Below are 13,610 nucleotides of genomic sequence, written 5' to 3' on the forward strand. Positions count from 1 at the left end.
CGCTGCAGGGGCGCCGGCAGGACACCGCGCCCGACCCCCCCCCCCCGCGCCCCGCCCCCCCCCCCCCCCCCCCCCCCCCCCCCCCCCCCCCCCCCCCCCCCCCCCCCCCCCCCCCCCCCCCCCCCCCCCCCCCCCCCCCCACGGGGGCCCGGACGGACGAGGTCACGGGATCTCGGCAGACTGGCGCCCGTGACCGACCTCGAGGCGCTGCGCGCCACCTGCGACCGGGCGCTGTCCGGACACGGGCCGGTGCGGGCCGCGGAGCTGCTGGCCACCGTCCCCGCCGACACCGTGGTCGACCGGTACGGCACCGGCGGCGTCGTCGCCGAGCTCGAGGACGAGGTGGCCGCCCTGCTGGACAAGCCCGGGGCGGTGTACCTGCCCAGCGGGACGATGGCGCAGCAGGCGGCGCTGCGGGTGCACGCCGGGCGCACCCTGCGGCGCACCGTCGTCGCCCATCCCCAGTGCCACCTGTTCCAGCACGAGGGCGGGGCGCTCGAGCGGCTGCACGGGTTGGTCCCGCGGCCGGTCGGCGACCGCAACCGGCTGCTGCTGCGCGCCGACCTCGACGCCGTCGCCGAGCCCCCGGCCGCGCTGGTGGTGGAGCTGCCCCAGCGGGACCTCGGCGGGCAGCTGCCGCCGTGGGACGACGTCGTGGAGCAGACGGCGTGGGCGCACGACGTGCACTCCGTGGCCCACCTCGACGGCGCCCGGCTGTGGGAGGCCGCCGCGGGCTACGGGATGCCGCCGGCCGACCTCGCCGCCCCCTTCGACACCGTCTACGTCAGCTTCTACAAGGGCCTCGGCGCGCTGGCCGGGTGCTGCCTGGCCGGGCCGGCCGACGCCGTCGCCGAGGTGCGCGAGTGGCGGCACCGGCTCGGCGGCACGCTGTTCGGCCTGTGGCCCGGCGCGGCCTCGGCGCTGAGCTGCCTGCGACAGCGGCTGCCGCTGATGCCGGCCTACCTGGAGCGGGCGCACGAGGTGGCGCGCTGCGTGCGCGACCTGCCCGGCGTGCGGGTGGTGCCCGACCCGCCGCAGACGCCGATGCTGCACCTGCTGCTCGAGACGACGTCCGAGGCCTTCCGGGACGCCGCCCGCGAGCTCGCGGAGGAGGGGCTGTGGACCTGGCCCGCGCCGGCGACCACCGGCGACCCGGCGGTCCTGCGGGTGGAGCTCGCCGTCGGCGACGCGACGATGGCGCTGCACCTCGAGGAGGTCCGCGCCGCCGTCGCCCGCCTGGCGAGCTGATGGAACGGCCCCCTGCGCAGGGGGCCCTCCGCTAGTCCGCGGCGTCGCCCGGGATGTGCCCGGCCGGGGGCAGCGGGCGGCGCACCACCGGCCGCACCTTCCGCGCCGCGGGCAGCCGCTCGGTGTAGCTCTGCGCGTTGAGCCGGATGTGGGTCAGGTCGTCGTCGGTGGCCTGCCGGATGACCTTCGCCGGGACGCCGGCCACCAGCGAGCCGGGCGGCACCTCGGTGCCCTGCGTGACGACGGCGCCGGCGGCCACGATCGAGCCGGAGCCGATGTGCGCGCCGTTCATGACGATGCTGCCCATGCCGACCAGGACGTCGTCGTCGACGCGCGCGCCGTGCAGCACGACCCGGTGACCGACGGTCACGCCGCGGCCGATGACCAGCGGGAAGCCGGGGTCGGAGTGCAGCGTGCTGCCGTCCTGGACGTTCGAGCCCTCGCCGATCTCGATGACCTCGTGGTCGGCGCGCGCGACCGCGCCGTACCAGATGCTCGAGCGCGGGCCCATCGTCACCGCGCCGACCACCACCGCCGTCGGCGCGACGAACGCCTCGTCGTCGATGGCCGGTGCGCCGAAGTCCAGCTGAGCGATGTAGTTGTCCGCCACGGCCCCACCCCAGCACACCCGACCCCTGGACGGCACCCGGGACCGCGGCCAGGATCGGCGCCCGTGACCGTGCCGACCGACCTGCCCGTGCTGGCCTTCCCCGACCAGGCCGCCTTCGAGGAGTGGCTGGAGGCCGAGCACGCCACCGCGCCCGGCCTGTACGTGAAGCTGGCGAAGAAGGGCGCCGGCGTCCCGTCGCTGACCTACGCCGAGCTGGTCGAGTCGGTGCTCTGCTACGGGTGGATCGACGGCCGGTCCAACCGCTTCGACGAGCGGTCCTACCTGATCCGCGTGACGCCGCGGCGGCCGCGCAGCGTGTGGTCGCAGAGGAACGTCGAGGCCGTCGCCCGGCTGGTCGAGGCCGGCCGGATGCGCCCGGCGGGGCTGGCCCAGGTGGCGGCCGCGCAGGCCGACGGCCGCTGGGAGCGCGCCTACGCCGGCCCGGCCACCGTCACCGTCCCCGACGACCTGGCCGCCGCCCTCGACGCCGAGCCCGCCGCCCGGGCGGCCTTCGACGGCCTCGACGCGCAGAACCGCTCGCCGTCCTGGTCCGGGTGCACACCGCCGCCACCGCGGCCACGCGGGCCCGGCGGGTGGCCGCGGCCGTGCAGAGGCTCGCCGAGGGCCGCCGGCCGTACTGAGGGCGAGGTGCTGGAGCGGCCCCCGTCCAGGGGCCCACCCTGAGCGTGCGAAGGGTGGGGAGGACGGGGGTCCTTCGTCAAGCGACGCGGACGGCGCCGCGGTACCCGGCCTGGTCAACGCTGGTCACCGCGACCGGCTGACCGAAGGTGCGGGCGTGCACCATCTTGCCGTCGCCGATGTAGAGGCCCACGTGGCTGACCGGCGAGTAGAAGTAGACGATGTCGCCGGGCAGCAGCTCGGCCCGCGAGACCGGCGTCCCCGTCGTCGACTGCGCCCGGCTCGAGTGCGGCAGGGAGATCCCGGCGGCGGCGTAGGCGTACTGGGTCAGCCCGGAGCAGTCGAAGCCGTCGGGACCGGAGGAGCCCCACACGTAGGGGTCGCCGAGCTGGGCGAGGGCCGTCTCGACGGCGGTGGCGGCCGCGGGACCGGGTGCTCCGGCCGTGGCCGCGGCGGCCGACGGCGCGGCCAGGACCGGCCCGGCCAGCGCGGCGGTGACCCGCGCCTGCTCTGCCGCCGACAGCCGCGCGAAGTCGGCCTCGTACTGGTCGATCTGCTCCTGCACCTGGGCCTGCTGCTCCTGCAGCGTGCGCAGCGACGCGGTGGCCTCGGCGGCGGCGGCCTCCGCCGCGGCGCGGGTCTCGGCCGCACGGGCCTGCGCGGCGGCCACCTCGGTGAGGACGCCGTCGGTGTGGTCGGCGATGAGGTCGATCATCGTCATCTGCGCGACCAGGTCGTCGGCGGAGTCGCTGCCGAGGAACGCGGCCACCCGGGACCGGGTGGTGCCGGTGTAGCCGCTCTGGGCGATGGCGCGGATCGCCGGCTCGTAGCGGGCCAGCGTGGCCTCGGCCTCGTCGGCGGTGCGGTCGGCGTCGGCGGCGGCCTGCTGCTGGGCGGTGACGGCGAGCTCGGCCTGGTGCACCTGCTCGTCGAGCGTGGTCAGCTGCCGGCCGGCCTCCTCCACCAGCCGCTCGGCCTCCTCGGCGGTCGACGGCGCGGCGGCGGCCGACCCGGGCACGAGCACGAGGGCCACCAGGCCGGTGGCGGCCAGGACCGCACCCGTCCAGCGGCGTCCCGTCGTCCGGTTGCGCTGCACGATCGGCCTCCCCCTGCCGCCTCGCCGGGCGGCCCGCTCTGGTCGGTACGGACCGTAGGGAGGTGGTGAGCGGAGCGTGTGCAGGGCGCGCGGTGATCGGGACGGGTGGGACCCCGTGCGCCCCGTTCGTCCCACCCGCCCCGCACGTTGCGAGGAGGGCCGGTCCTGTCAGGGGGCGGTGCTGCGGCGCCGGTCGGGAGCGAGCGGGACGAGGGCGTCGGCGACCGCGCCGGTGACGAAGGAGTAGAGCGCCTTGCCGGCGAGGTCGACGACCTGGTCGCGGCGAGACCAGGTCCACGGCGGGTCGCCGACGCCGGTGGCGTTCTCGAGGGTCTGGTCGGTGGCCAGCCGGACCGAGGTGTGCCAGGCCGAGGCGCGCCAGCCGCGCAGCCCGCTGGCCGACCAGACGCCGCGCAGCGCGCCGACGGCGGCACCGGTCCCCCAGTGCATGAGGTGGTTGCGGACGAACGGGCGCGCCGACCCGGGCAGACGGCGCCGCGTGGCCAGCGCGGTCAGCGTGCGCCCGGGCACGTAGGAGTCCGGCCTCCGGGTCACCTGCTGCTCGGCCTTCTCGGCCAGGGTCATCGCCGCGGTGCCGGCCAGTCCGGCCAGGGCACCGCGCATCGCCGCTCGTCCCAGCATGCGGCGCCGGTACCCGTGTGGACGTCCCCGAAAGACCGGCGGTGGTGACGTGCTGGACCGGCCCCTCTGCCGGGTCCCGCCGCGAGCGCGCGAGCGGTGGGGGGGCAGGGGGTCCTCCGATCAGCCGGCCAGGGGCTCCTGGGCGTCGAGGCCGGACACCCGCTGCAGGTCGCGCAGGACGGCCGACAGCTCGTCCGCGGTCCACGGCTCGCAGCAGTCGCAGCCGTCCTCGTCGAAGCAGCGAAGGCCCAGCGTGCCGCCGGCCTGGTCCTCGTCGATGGACAGGTGCCCGCCCTGGGGAGAGCGGTGGCAGGCGCAGGCGGAGGCGCACAGACCGATGCCCCACCCGGAGACGACGACCGTCCGGCCGTCGTCCCAGATCTGGCCCACCTGGAACACGGAGGGCTTCTGCGTGCGGGTCATCGGGTGCTCCCCTCGACACCCCCGGGATCCCGGAGGCCTGCTGCGGTTGCGCCGAAAAGTAATCCGCGAACCGTGTTTGAGGGCATCACCCCTGCGGTATGACACGCCGTTTCGTCGTCTTGCGTCACAGGCGCCTCACGCGTGGGCCGGCGTCTCAGACGTCGGTGACCCGCAGCCCCGCGTGCGCCCTGTACCGCCGGTTGACGCTGATCAGGTTGGCCGTGAGCGCCTCCACCTGGCGGGCGTTGCGCAGCCGGCCGGCGTAGATCCCGCGCATGCCCGGCACCAGACCGGCCAGCGCCTGCACCAGGTCGGTGGCCTCGCGGTCGTCCCCGAGCACCAGGACGTCGGTGCCGACCTCGGTCACCTCCGGGTTCTCGAGGAGGACGGCGCTCACGTGGTGGAACGCGGCGACGACGCGGCTGTCGGGGAGCAGCGCCGCGGCCTGCTGCGCGGCCGAGCCCTCCTCGACCGGGATCGCGTAGGCGCCCTGCTTGTCGAAGCCGAGCGGGTTCACGCAGTCGACCACGATCTTCCCGGCGAGCTCCTCGCGCACGGCGGTCAGCAGGTGCTCGTGCCCCTCCCAGGGAACCGCCACGACGACGACGTCGCCGGCCCGGGCCGCGCCGTGGTTGTCGGCGCCCGCGACCTCGCCGCCGGTGGCGCCCGCGAGGTCGGCGGCGGTGGCGGCGGCGCGCCCGGGGTCCCGGCTGCCGAGGACCACCCGCACGCCGGCGGCGGCGAACCGCCGGGCCAGGCCGCGCCCCTGCGGGCCGGTGCCTCCCAGCACCGCCACGGTCAGGCCCTCGGGCACGCCGGCCCCGCTCGCCTCGGTCACTGGACGCCTCCTCGCCGCGCTCCACGGCGGAGCGCCCGGGGCCGGACGCTAGCCGACGCCGCGCGGGGGCCCGCCGGTCACAGGTCCTGCGCCAGTTCCCGCAGCTGCTCGACGGTGCGCAGCCGGCCGGCGCGGTCGGGCTGGACGAGGGAGGTGACCAACGTCGTGACGCCGGCGTCGCGGAGTGCGGCCAACCGCTCGGCCACCCATGCCCGGGGACCCACCAGCGAGGTGGCCGCGACCAGCTCCGCGGGGACCGCCGCGGCCGCCTCCTCCCGGCGGCCGGAGAGGTAGAGGTCCTGCACGGTGGCCGCGGCCTCGGCGTAGCCGTAGCGGACGGCGAGCTCGTTGTAGAAGTTCTTGCCGCGGGCGCCCATCCCGCCGACGTAGAGCGCGAGGTCGGCCCGGGAGCGCTCGCGCAGGTCGCCGAGGTCCTCACCGATCGCGCAGGGGACGCCGACGCGGACGTCGAGGGGGCCCAGGCCCCGGTCCCGCCGTGCCGTGCCGGCGGCGAGCGCGGCGCCCCAGGTCTCGGCCGCCCGCTCGGGGACGAGGAAGATCGGCTCCCAGCCCTCCGCGATCTCGGCGGTGAGCTCGACGTTCTTCGGCCCGATGGCGGCGATCGTGATCGGGATCCGCTCGCGCACGGGGACGTTGACCAGCTTGAGCGGCTTGCCGAGGCCGGTGCCCTGGTCCGGCGGCAGGGGGATCGTGTACCGGCGCCCGGCGTACACGACCCGCTCCCGGCGCCAGACCATCCGGCAGATCTCGACGATCTCCCGCTGCCGGGCCAGCGGCGCGTCGTAGCGGACGCCGTGGAACCCCTCCACCACCTGCGGCCCGCTGGCGCCCAGGCCCAGGGTGAAGCGGCCGCTGGAGACCATGTCCAGGCCGGCCGCGGTCATCGCGGTCAGGGTCGGCGTGCGGGTGAAGGCCTGCAGGATGCCGCTGGTCAGCTCCATCCGGTCGGTGACCGCGGCGAGGTACCCCAGCTGGCTGACGGCGTCGAAGCTGTAGGCCTCGGCGACCGAGACGAGCTGCAGGCCGGCGCGTTCGAGCTCGCCGATCTCCTCCGCGACCTGCCGGAAGCCGCCGTCGTACCGGATCCGCATGCCGACGCGCACGTCGCGCCTCCTGGTGCCCCGCCCGTCGTGATCTGCGTCACCCTACGGGCGGGCACCTGCCGCGGCGCCGCGATGACGGCACGGTCTTGCGGTGCTCCGTGTACTCCTGCGGTGCTGCACCACCGTGGGAGCGCGGCCGACACCGCAAGAGCGGGCGGGCGCCGGCCCCGCAACGCGTCAGCTGGCCGGCGACACCGAGCTCATGTTGAAGTCCGGCACGCGCACCGGGGGCATCGCCGCGCGGGTGAACCAGTCGTTCCACTCCCGCGGCAGCGTGCGCTCGGTGCGGCCGACCTGGGTGATCCGCGCCAGCAGGTCCACCGGCGACTCGTTCCACCGGAAGTTGTTCACCGCGCCGGTGACCTCGCCACCCTCGACGAGGAACACGCCGTCGCGGGTGAGCCCGGTCAGCAGCAGCGTCTGCGGGTCGACCTCGCGGATGTACCAGAGCGTGGTCAGCAGCAGCCCGCGGTCGGTGGCGGCCACCATCTCGTCCTGGGTGGCCGTGCCCTCCGGTGACTCGAGGACGAGGTTGTCGACGGCGGCGACGGCCGGCGCGGTGGTCTTCAGCGCCCACGCCCGCGGGCGCACCAGGTTGGTGAGGACGCCGTCGCGGATCCAGTCGACGGCCGGCGTCGCCATGCCGTTGTCGAACACGCTGGCCGACCCCGACGAGGCGCCCACCACCTGGAAGGGCGCCGCCTCCAGCCCCGGGGCGTGCGGGTCGCTGCGCAGGGTCAGCGGCAGCGCGGCCAGCCGGTCGCCGATCCGGTTGCCGCCGCCCTTGCGGGCGAACACGTTGCGGCCCTCGTCGGCGTCGCGGGCCTCCATCGTCCAGTAGGCGTAGAGCATCAGGTCGCTCACCGCCGACGGCGGCAGCACCGTCTCGTAGCGCCCGGCGGGCAGGTCGACGCGGCGCTGCGCCCAGCCGAGCCTGCGCTCGACGTCGGCGGCGAGGCCGGCCACGGAGACGTCGCGGAAGTCGCGGGTCCCCACGCCGGACCACACCGAGCGGGCGTAGTCGGTGCTCTTGCCGTTGAGCTCCACCCGGCCGGTGGGCTGGTCGTGACGCAGCCGCAGACCGGTGGAGGTGCCCAGGTAGGTGGTGGTCATGGCGTGCTCGGCGTAGCCGAACAGCAGGTCGCCGCGGTCGCGGGCGGCGCCGAACGCCTCGCCCAGCGCGGGCGCGAACTCGGCGAACACCTCGATGGAGGTCTCGGCGGGGTCGGCGTCCCAGTCCCCGCTGCCCGGCGGGGCCTCGGTGACCAGCGGGACGGCGTCCTCGGCCGGTCCGGCGTCACGGGCGGCCTGCTCGCTCGCGGCCACCAGCTCGGCGACGTCGGGCGTGCCGGTCCGGGCGACGGTGCCCGTGGCCATGCCCTGGCCGCCGTCGACGAACGACACGACGACGACCTGGCGCGAGCGCATCGCCCCGTTCGTGGTCAGGCTGTTCGACGCCCACCGCAGGTTCGCCTCGGTGCTCTCCACGACGAAGACGACGCACCCGTCGGCGGTCGACGCCGCCAGCGCCTTCTCGACCAGCTGCTGTGCGGTCAGCTGGCTGCTCATCGCCCGCCCTCCTGGACCGTGTTGAGGATGGTGACGCCCTCGAAGAGCGCCGCCGGGCAGCCGTGGCTGACCGGCGCGACCTGCCCGGGCTGGGCCTTGCCGCAGTTGAACGCCCCGCCGAGGCGGTAGGTGGAGGGGCCGCCGACGGCGCGCATCGAGCCCCAGAAGTCCGTGGTCGTCGCCTGGTAGGCGACGTCGCGCAGCTGCCCGGCGAGCCGCCCGCCCTCGATGCGGTAGAAGCGCTGGCCGGTGAACTGGAAGTTGTAGCGCTGCATGTCGATCGACCAGCTCTTGTCGCCGACGACGTAGATGCCGCGCTCGACCCCGCCGATCAGGCCCTCGAGGTCGGGGCCGTCCGCGGCGGGCTGCAGCGAGACGTTGGCCATCCGCTGCACCGGCACGTGCCGCGGCGAGTCGGCGAAGGCGCAGCCGTTGGAGCGCGCCATCCCGCCCAGCCGCGCGGTGTTGCGGTCGACCTGGTAGCCGACCAGCACGCCGTCGCGGACGATGTCCCACCGCTGCGCCTCGACGCCCTCGTCGTCCCACCCGATCGTCGACAGCCCGTGCTCGACGGTGCGGTCGCCGGTGACGTGCATGAGCTCCGAGCCGTAGCGCAGGCTGCCCAGCCCGTCGACGGTGGCGAAGGAGGTGCCGGCGTAGGCGGCCTCGTAGCCCAGCGCCCGGTCCAGCTCGGTGGCGTGGCCGACCGACTCGTGGATGGTCAGCCACAGGTTGGACGGGTCGACGACGAGGTCGTGTCGGCCCGGCTCCACCGACGGCGCCTTGGTCTTCTCCCGCAGCAGCTCGGGGATCTCCGCCAGCTCGCCGTCCCAGTCGTAGCGGCCGTCGGTCAGGTACTCCCAGCCGCGGCCCACCGGCGGGGCGAGGGTCCGCATGCTCTCGAACGCGCCCGTCGTCCGGTCGACGGTCAGGGCGGTGAACTCCGGGGAGATGCGCACCCGCTGCTGCCGGGTGCGGGTGCCGGTGGTGTCGGCGTAGTACTTCTGCTCCTTGACGTGCGTGCAGCCCGACTGCACGTGCTCGACGCCGTCGGCCGCCTGCAGCCGCTCCGACAGCTCGGTGAGCAGGGCGGTCTTCTCCGCGTCGGGGACGTCGAAGGGGTCGACGTCGTAGGCCGACACCCAGGTCCCCTCGTGCCGGGGCTCGGGCGCCAGCTCCACCCGGTCGGTGGCCAGGGCCGCGGACACCTTCGCGACGGCGACCGCCTGCTCGGCCAGCCGGACCGCCTCGGCCGCGGTCAGGACGACGCCCGCGGCGAACCCCCAGGTGCCCTCGTGCACCACGCGAACGGCCAGCCCGAGGTCCTCGCCGGTGGCCAGCGCCTCGAGCCGCGCGTCGCGCAGGGTGATCGACTGGGTGCGGATCCGCTCCGCCCGCAGGTCGGCGTGCTCGCAGCCGAGGTCGACCGCCCGGGTCAGCGCCGCCTCGGTGAGCGCCGAGAGCGGGAGCGCCAGGAAGGACTCGTCCACGTCGCGGGAGGCAGCCACCTCCTGTGTCTACCAGCCGGACGCCCCTCCGCCGTCCACCGGCCGACCGCTCGGGACGTACCGGGCGAGGAGGACGGTCGCGATCCCCGCCAGCGCCATCAGCGCCAGGGCGGAGGACAGGCCGACGAGCCCGGCGAGGGCGCCGATGGCCGGTGCGCCGGTGAACGACCCGACGTAGCCGATGGTGGTGACGGTCGCGATCGCGGCCGGCGGGGGCGTGCTCCGACCCGTCGCGCGGGACCGCGCGTCGGGGGCGGCGCCGAGGACGGCGGGTGCCAGCGGCGCGACCCCCAGGCCGAGCACCACCCAGCCGGCCAGCGCGACGGCGCCGGTGGGGGCGAGGACGACGAGGACGGTCCCGAGGACGACGACGGCGCCACAGCCGCGCACCAGCCGGACACGGGACCAGCGGAGCAGGACCCGGTCGGTGACGGCGCGGCCGAGCACCAGCGTGGCGGTGAACGCCAGGAACCCGCCGGCAGCCGCTCCGGGCGCCGCGCCGTGATCGGCCTCCAGCGAGACGGCGACCCAGTTGGTCGCGGCGCCGTCGACGAGGAACGCGCAGAACGCGATCGCGCCGACGAGCAGCAGCTGCCCCGACGGGCGGAAGCGGCTGCGGCCGCGCGGCGGAGGAGCGGCGGCGGGCAGCATCGGCGCCGTCCCCGCCAGCCCCGCGACCAGTCCCGCGGCGGCGACGGCCGCGAGGTGGGCCGTCAGCGGCACGTCCGCCGCGGCGGCCGCGGTGGCCCCGGCGGCGCCCGCGAGCAGGCCCAGCCCCTGCGCGGCCTGCAGCCCGGACAGCAGCGGCCGGCCGGCCCGGCGCTCCAGGTCGACGCCCTGCACGTTCAGGGCGACGTCCAGCACGCTGTTCGCCGCGGCCCAGACCGCCAGGCCGCAGGTCAGCAGCAGGAGGTCGGGGGCGAGCGCCGCCACCAGGACGCCGGGTGCGTAGACCACGAACCCGGCCTGGGCGGCGCGGCGACTGCCCCACCGGGTGGCCAGGGCGCCGCCGAGGGACAGCCCGAGCACCGCGCCGCCCTCGACGCCGAGGACGGCCACGGCCAGCTCGCCGGCGGAGAGGTCGAGCCGTCCCTGGACGGCGGGGATGCGCCCGAACCAGCTCGCCGAGACCAGCCCGGTCACCACGAACGCCACCAGCGCGCCCGCGCGCGCCCGACGCAGCCGGCCGGCGGCGGCCACGGCGGCCTGCTGCTGCACGGGACCTGCGGTACCCGGATCGGCGCGCCGCGCACGGACCCGCGAGTCCCCCTCCGTGCACTTCCGCGGACGTGCACCGACCCGGGCCCAGGGGTAGCACCCGCGGCATGACCGCCGACCCGGGCAGTGCCGACCGCAGTGCCGGCTCCACCGACGAGAGCACCGCCGACGTCACGCTCACCTTCGGCGGCAACGCGACGACGCTGCTGCGCCTGGGCGGGTTCACGCTGCTCACCGACCCGAACTTCATCGGCCGCGGGCAGCGGGTGTACCTGGGCAAGGGCCTGTGGGCCAAGCGGCTGACCGACCCGGCGATCCTGCCCGAGGACCTGCCCGACCTCGACGCCGTCCTGCTCTCCCACCTGCACGGCGACCACTGGGACCGGATCGCCTACGCCACCATCGACAAGGCCACGCCGGTCGTCACCACGCAGGCCGCGGCACGGACGCTGGCGGCCCGCGGCTTCCACGCCACCGCCGACCTGCGGCCCTGGCAGGTGCACGAGGTCACCCGCGGTGAGGAGACGCTGCGGATCACCGCGGTGCCCGGCGTCCACGGCCCGGGTCCCCTGGCCGCGGTCCTGCCGCCGGTGATGGGCAGCGTGCTGGAGCTGCTGCGCGGCGGCGAGGTGTCCTGGCGCGGCTACGTCACCGGCGACACCCTGTTCCGCCCGTGGCTGGGCGAGGTGCTGCAGCGCTGCGGGCCACTCGACGTCGTCATCCCGCACCTGGGCGGGACCAAGGCGCTCGGGGTCACCGTGACCATGGACGGCCGGCAGGGCGCCGACCTGGTGGAACTGCTCGAGCCGCCGGTCACCGTGCCGGTGCACTACGACGACTACGACCGGTTCGCCTCGCCGCTCGGCGACTTCGTGCGGGAGGTCGCCGAGCGGCGGGCGCCGGGGGAGCTGCGGACCGTCCTGCGCGGGGAGACGATCTCGCTGCGCGCCTGAGGATCAGCGCGCGAGCACCTCGTCCAGGCGCTCGTAGCCCTGGACGACGCCGACCTCCATGCCGCTGGCGAGCATCGCGTCGCGGTCGGCGAAGGAGTCGCACAGCGAGGTGGACTCGAGGCGGGTGCGGCCGCCGCCGAGGTCGGTGAGCACGAGCTTCTCCAGCGCGACGCCGTCGGGCTGCCCCTCGAAGGTGAAGGTCTGCACGATCCGCTCGTCGGGGCGGACCTCGTGGAAGGACCCGTGGAAGGCGTACTCCCCGTTGGCGTCGCTGTGCACGTACCGGTAGGAGCCGCCGGTGCGGCAGTCGAAGTGGTCGATGCGCATCTCCATCCCGCGCGGGCCGAGCCACTGCACGACCAGCTCGGGGTCGGTGTGCGCGCGGAACACCTTGGCCGGCGGGGCGTCGAACTCCCGGGTGATCCGGATGAGCGGGACCTCGGGGTCGGCGACGATCCGGGTCTCACGGGTGGCGGTGCTCATGACGGGTTCCCTTCTCGTGGGTGTCGTCCGGCATCGACCGGAGGACGTCGTCGAGGCGGCGGTAGCGCTCCTCGGCCTGGCGCCGGTAGCGCTCGATCCACGTGGTCATCAGGTCGAACACCTCCGCCTCCAGGTGCACCGGGCGGCGCTGCGCCTCCCGGGTGCGGCTGACCAGGCCGGCGTCCTCGAGCACCCGCAGGTGCTTGGAGACCGCCTGCACGGTCACGTCGTAGGGGGCGGCGAGCTCGCCGACCGTCGCGTCGCCCGCCGCGAGCCGGGCGACGATGTCGCGCCGGGTCGGGTCGGCCAGCGCCGCGAACGCCCGGGAGAGCGGGTCCGACGCCACCTGCGACCTCCTTTGTCAACCTCTCGGTTGAGTACGACCGTAGGGGTGCTCCAGGTCTTCGTCAACCGTTTGGTTGGACCGTCAGGACGCCCACGAGCCCGGCGGGTGGCCGGGCAGCGCGAGATCGGCGACGACGCCGGAGTGGTCGCTGGCCCACACCCCGCCGACCGGCTCGTCGAGCACCCGGGCGCAGGCCACCACCTGCAGCGTCGGGCCGTGCACGCCGGCCCGCACAAGGACGTGGTCGATGCGCCGGCTCACCGCGGTGGCCACCTCACCCGCCCGCACCAGCGGGTTCCGGGCGTCGAAGGTGAACCCCGGGTCGATGGGGTGGAGGGTCTCCCACGCGTCCTGGTAGCAGACGCTGGTGCCGTCGAGCGACCGCCGGCCGCGCCAGAACTGCACGCTCGCGGCGTCGGGGGTCGCGTCGAGGTCGCCCAGGACGACGGCGTGGTCGGCGCCGTCGGCCAGGAGCTCGAGCACCCGCGCGGCGGCCAGCGCCTGCCGCTCCCGCTCGTACTCGTACCCGAACTGCCAGCTCGGCTTGTGGTGGGCGACCAGCGTGCGGCCGACCGGGGTGTCCAGCTCGACGACGAGGGTGGCGCACCACGGGAAGTCCTGCGCCCGCGGCGTGCAGCGCTGGTCGACCTCCTCGACGACGCGGTGCGGTGCCCGGGTGGCCAGCGCCCCACCCACCCCGTCCGCGGCGGCCCGGGAGAACGGGGTGACGGTGTAGCCGGGCCCGAGGAGCTCCTCGACGGTGCCGTCCGCCACGGGCACCTCCTGCAGGGCGACGACCTCGGCGCCGAGCCGGCGCAGGGTCTCCCCGATCAGGGCGCTGCGCCGGGCCCAGTCCGGGTTGGCCGGGCCGAGCACGTTGAGCGTCAGGACCCGCAGCGACGGCGTCATGCGG

The 13,610-nt window shown here is 75.9% G+C and carries 15 protein-coding genes; 3 read left to right on the top strand and 12 right to left on the bottom strand.

The genetic code is table 11. The features are described 5' to 3' along the window. The first annotated feature begins 189 nt into the window (after positions 1 to 189). A complete protein-coding gene (locus ACI78U_RS18940; protein WP_456876938.1) occupies positions 190 to 1,248 on the top strand; it encodes a threonine aldolase family protein in 1,059 nt (352 codons plus the stop codon). A gap of 31 nt (positions 1,249 to 1,279) precedes the next feature. On the opposite strand, the gene ACI78U_RS18945 is transcribed toward ACI78U_RS18940, so the two are convergent. Continuing rightward, positions 1,280 to 1,858 carry a gamma carbonic anhydrase family protein gene (locus ACI78U_RS18945; RefSeq protein WP_456876939.1) on the bottom strand — a complete coding sequence of 193 codons (579 nt, stop codon included), beginning with the start codon at positions 1,856 to 1,858 and terminating at the stop codon, positions 1,280 to 1,282. 63 nt (positions 1,859 to 1,921) lie between these two features. Here ACI78U_RS18945 and ACI78U_RS18950 point away from each other — a divergent pair, with 63 nt between their 5' ends. Continuing rightward, the gene (locus ACI78U_RS18950; RefSeq protein WP_456876940.1) at positions 1,922 to 2,542 is read left to right on the top strand and encodes a YdeI/OmpD-associated family protein; all 621 of its coding nucleotides are present in this window, start codon (positions 1,922 to 1,924) and stop codon (positions 2,540 to 2,542) included. A 34-nt stretch (positions 2,543 to 2,576) separates the two neighbouring features. Here ACI78U_RS18950 and ACI78U_RS18955 read toward each other — a convergent pair whose 3' ends face one another. From ACI78U_RS18955 to ACI78U_RS18990, 8 genes are all read right to left on the bottom strand, one after another. Next, the gene (locus tag ACI78U_RS18955; RefSeq protein ID WP_456876941.1) at positions 2,577 to 3,593 is read right to left on the bottom strand and encodes a C40 family peptidase; all 1,017 of its coding nucleotides are present in this window, start codon (positions 3,591 to 3,593) and stop codon (positions 2,577 to 2,579) included. 168 nt (positions 3,594 to 3,761) lie between these two features. Next, positions 3,762 to 4,235 carry a hypothetical protein gene (locus ACI78U_RS18960; RefSeq protein WP_456876942.1) on the bottom strand — a complete coding sequence of 158 codons (474 nt, stop codon included), beginning with the start codon at positions 4,233 to 4,235 and terminating at the stop codon, positions 3,762 to 3,764. Between the two features lie 120 nt (positions 4,236 to 4,355). Beyond that, complete coding sequence (locus ACI78U_RS18965; protein ID WP_456876943.1) at positions 4,356 to 4,658, bottom strand: hypothetical protein; 303 nt, start codon at positions 4,656 to 4,658, stop codon at positions 4,356 to 4,358. 154 nt (positions 4,659 to 4,812) lie between these two features. Beyond that, entirely contained in the window at positions 4,813 to 5,496 is a 684-nt protein-coding gene (gene npdG, locus ACI78U_RS18970; RefSeq protein WP_456876944.1) for an NADPH-dependent F420 reductase, read from the bottom strand. A gap of 77 nt (positions 5,497 to 5,573) precedes the next feature. Further along, complete coding sequence (locus tag ACI78U_RS18975) at positions 5,574 to 6,620, bottom strand: LLM class F420-dependent oxidoreductase (protein ID WP_456876945.1); 1,047 nt, start codon at positions 6,618 to 6,620, stop codon at positions 5,574 to 5,576. 177 nt (positions 6,621 to 6,797) lie between these two features. Further along, positions 6,798 to 8,189: a metallopeptidase TldD-related protein gene (locus ACI78U_RS18980; RefSeq protein ID WP_456876946.1), complete on the bottom strand. Its 1,392-nt coding sequence runs from the start codon at positions 8,187 to 8,189 to the stop codon at positions 6,798 to 6,800. Continuing rightward, positions 8,186 to 9,697 carry a TldD/PmbA family protein gene (locus ACI78U_RS18985; RefSeq protein WP_456876947.1) on the bottom strand — a complete coding sequence of 504 codons (1,512 nt, stop codon included), beginning with the start codon at positions 9,695 to 9,697 and terminating at the stop codon, positions 8,186 to 8,188. Before ACI78U_RS18985 ends, ACI78U_RS18980 begins: the two co-directional genes overlap by 4 nt. 9 nt (positions 9,698 to 9,706) lie before the next feature. Further along, entirely contained in the window at positions 9,707 to 10,915 is a 1,209-nt protein-coding gene (locus ACI78U_RS18990; protein ID WP_456876948.1) for a hypothetical protein, read from the bottom strand. Positions 10,916 to 11,022: 107 nt separating this feature from the next. Here ACI78U_RS18990 and ACI78U_RS18995 point away from each other — a divergent pair, with 107 nt between their 5' ends. Next, complete coding sequence (locus ACI78U_RS18995; RefSeq protein WP_456876949.1) at positions 11,023 to 11,868, top strand: MBL fold metallo-hydrolase; 846 nt, start codon at positions 11,023 to 11,025, stop codon at positions 11,866 to 11,868. Positions 11,869 to 11,871: 3 nt separating this feature from the next. Here ACI78U_RS18995 and ACI78U_RS19000 read toward each other — a convergent pair whose 3' ends face one another. The 3 genes from ACI78U_RS19000 to ACI78U_RS19010 form a co-directional block, all read right to left on the bottom strand. After that, positions 11,872 to 12,351 carry an SRPBCC family protein gene (locus tag ACI78U_RS19000; protein WP_456876950.1) on the bottom strand — a complete coding sequence of 160 codons (480 nt, stop codon included), beginning with the start codon at positions 12,349 to 12,351 and terminating at the stop codon, positions 11,872 to 11,874. Then, positions 12,332 to 12,697 (bottom strand): ArsR/SmtB family transcription factor, encoded by a 366-nt coding sequence (locus ACI78U_RS19005; protein WP_456876951.1) that lies wholly within the window; start codon positions 12,695 to 12,697, stop codon positions 12,332 to 12,334. Before ACI78U_RS19005 ends, ACI78U_RS19000 begins: the two co-directional genes overlap by 20 nt. Before the next feature lie 81 nt (positions 12,698 to 12,778). After that, entirely contained in the window at positions 12,779 to 13,606 is an 828-nt protein-coding gene (locus tag ACI78U_RS19010) for an endonuclease/exonuclease/phosphatase family protein (protein ID WP_456876952.1), read from the bottom strand. Positions 13,607 to 13,610 lie beyond the last annotated feature (4 nt).

This window comes from Geodermatophilus sp. SYSU D00710 (assembly GCF_054050195.1).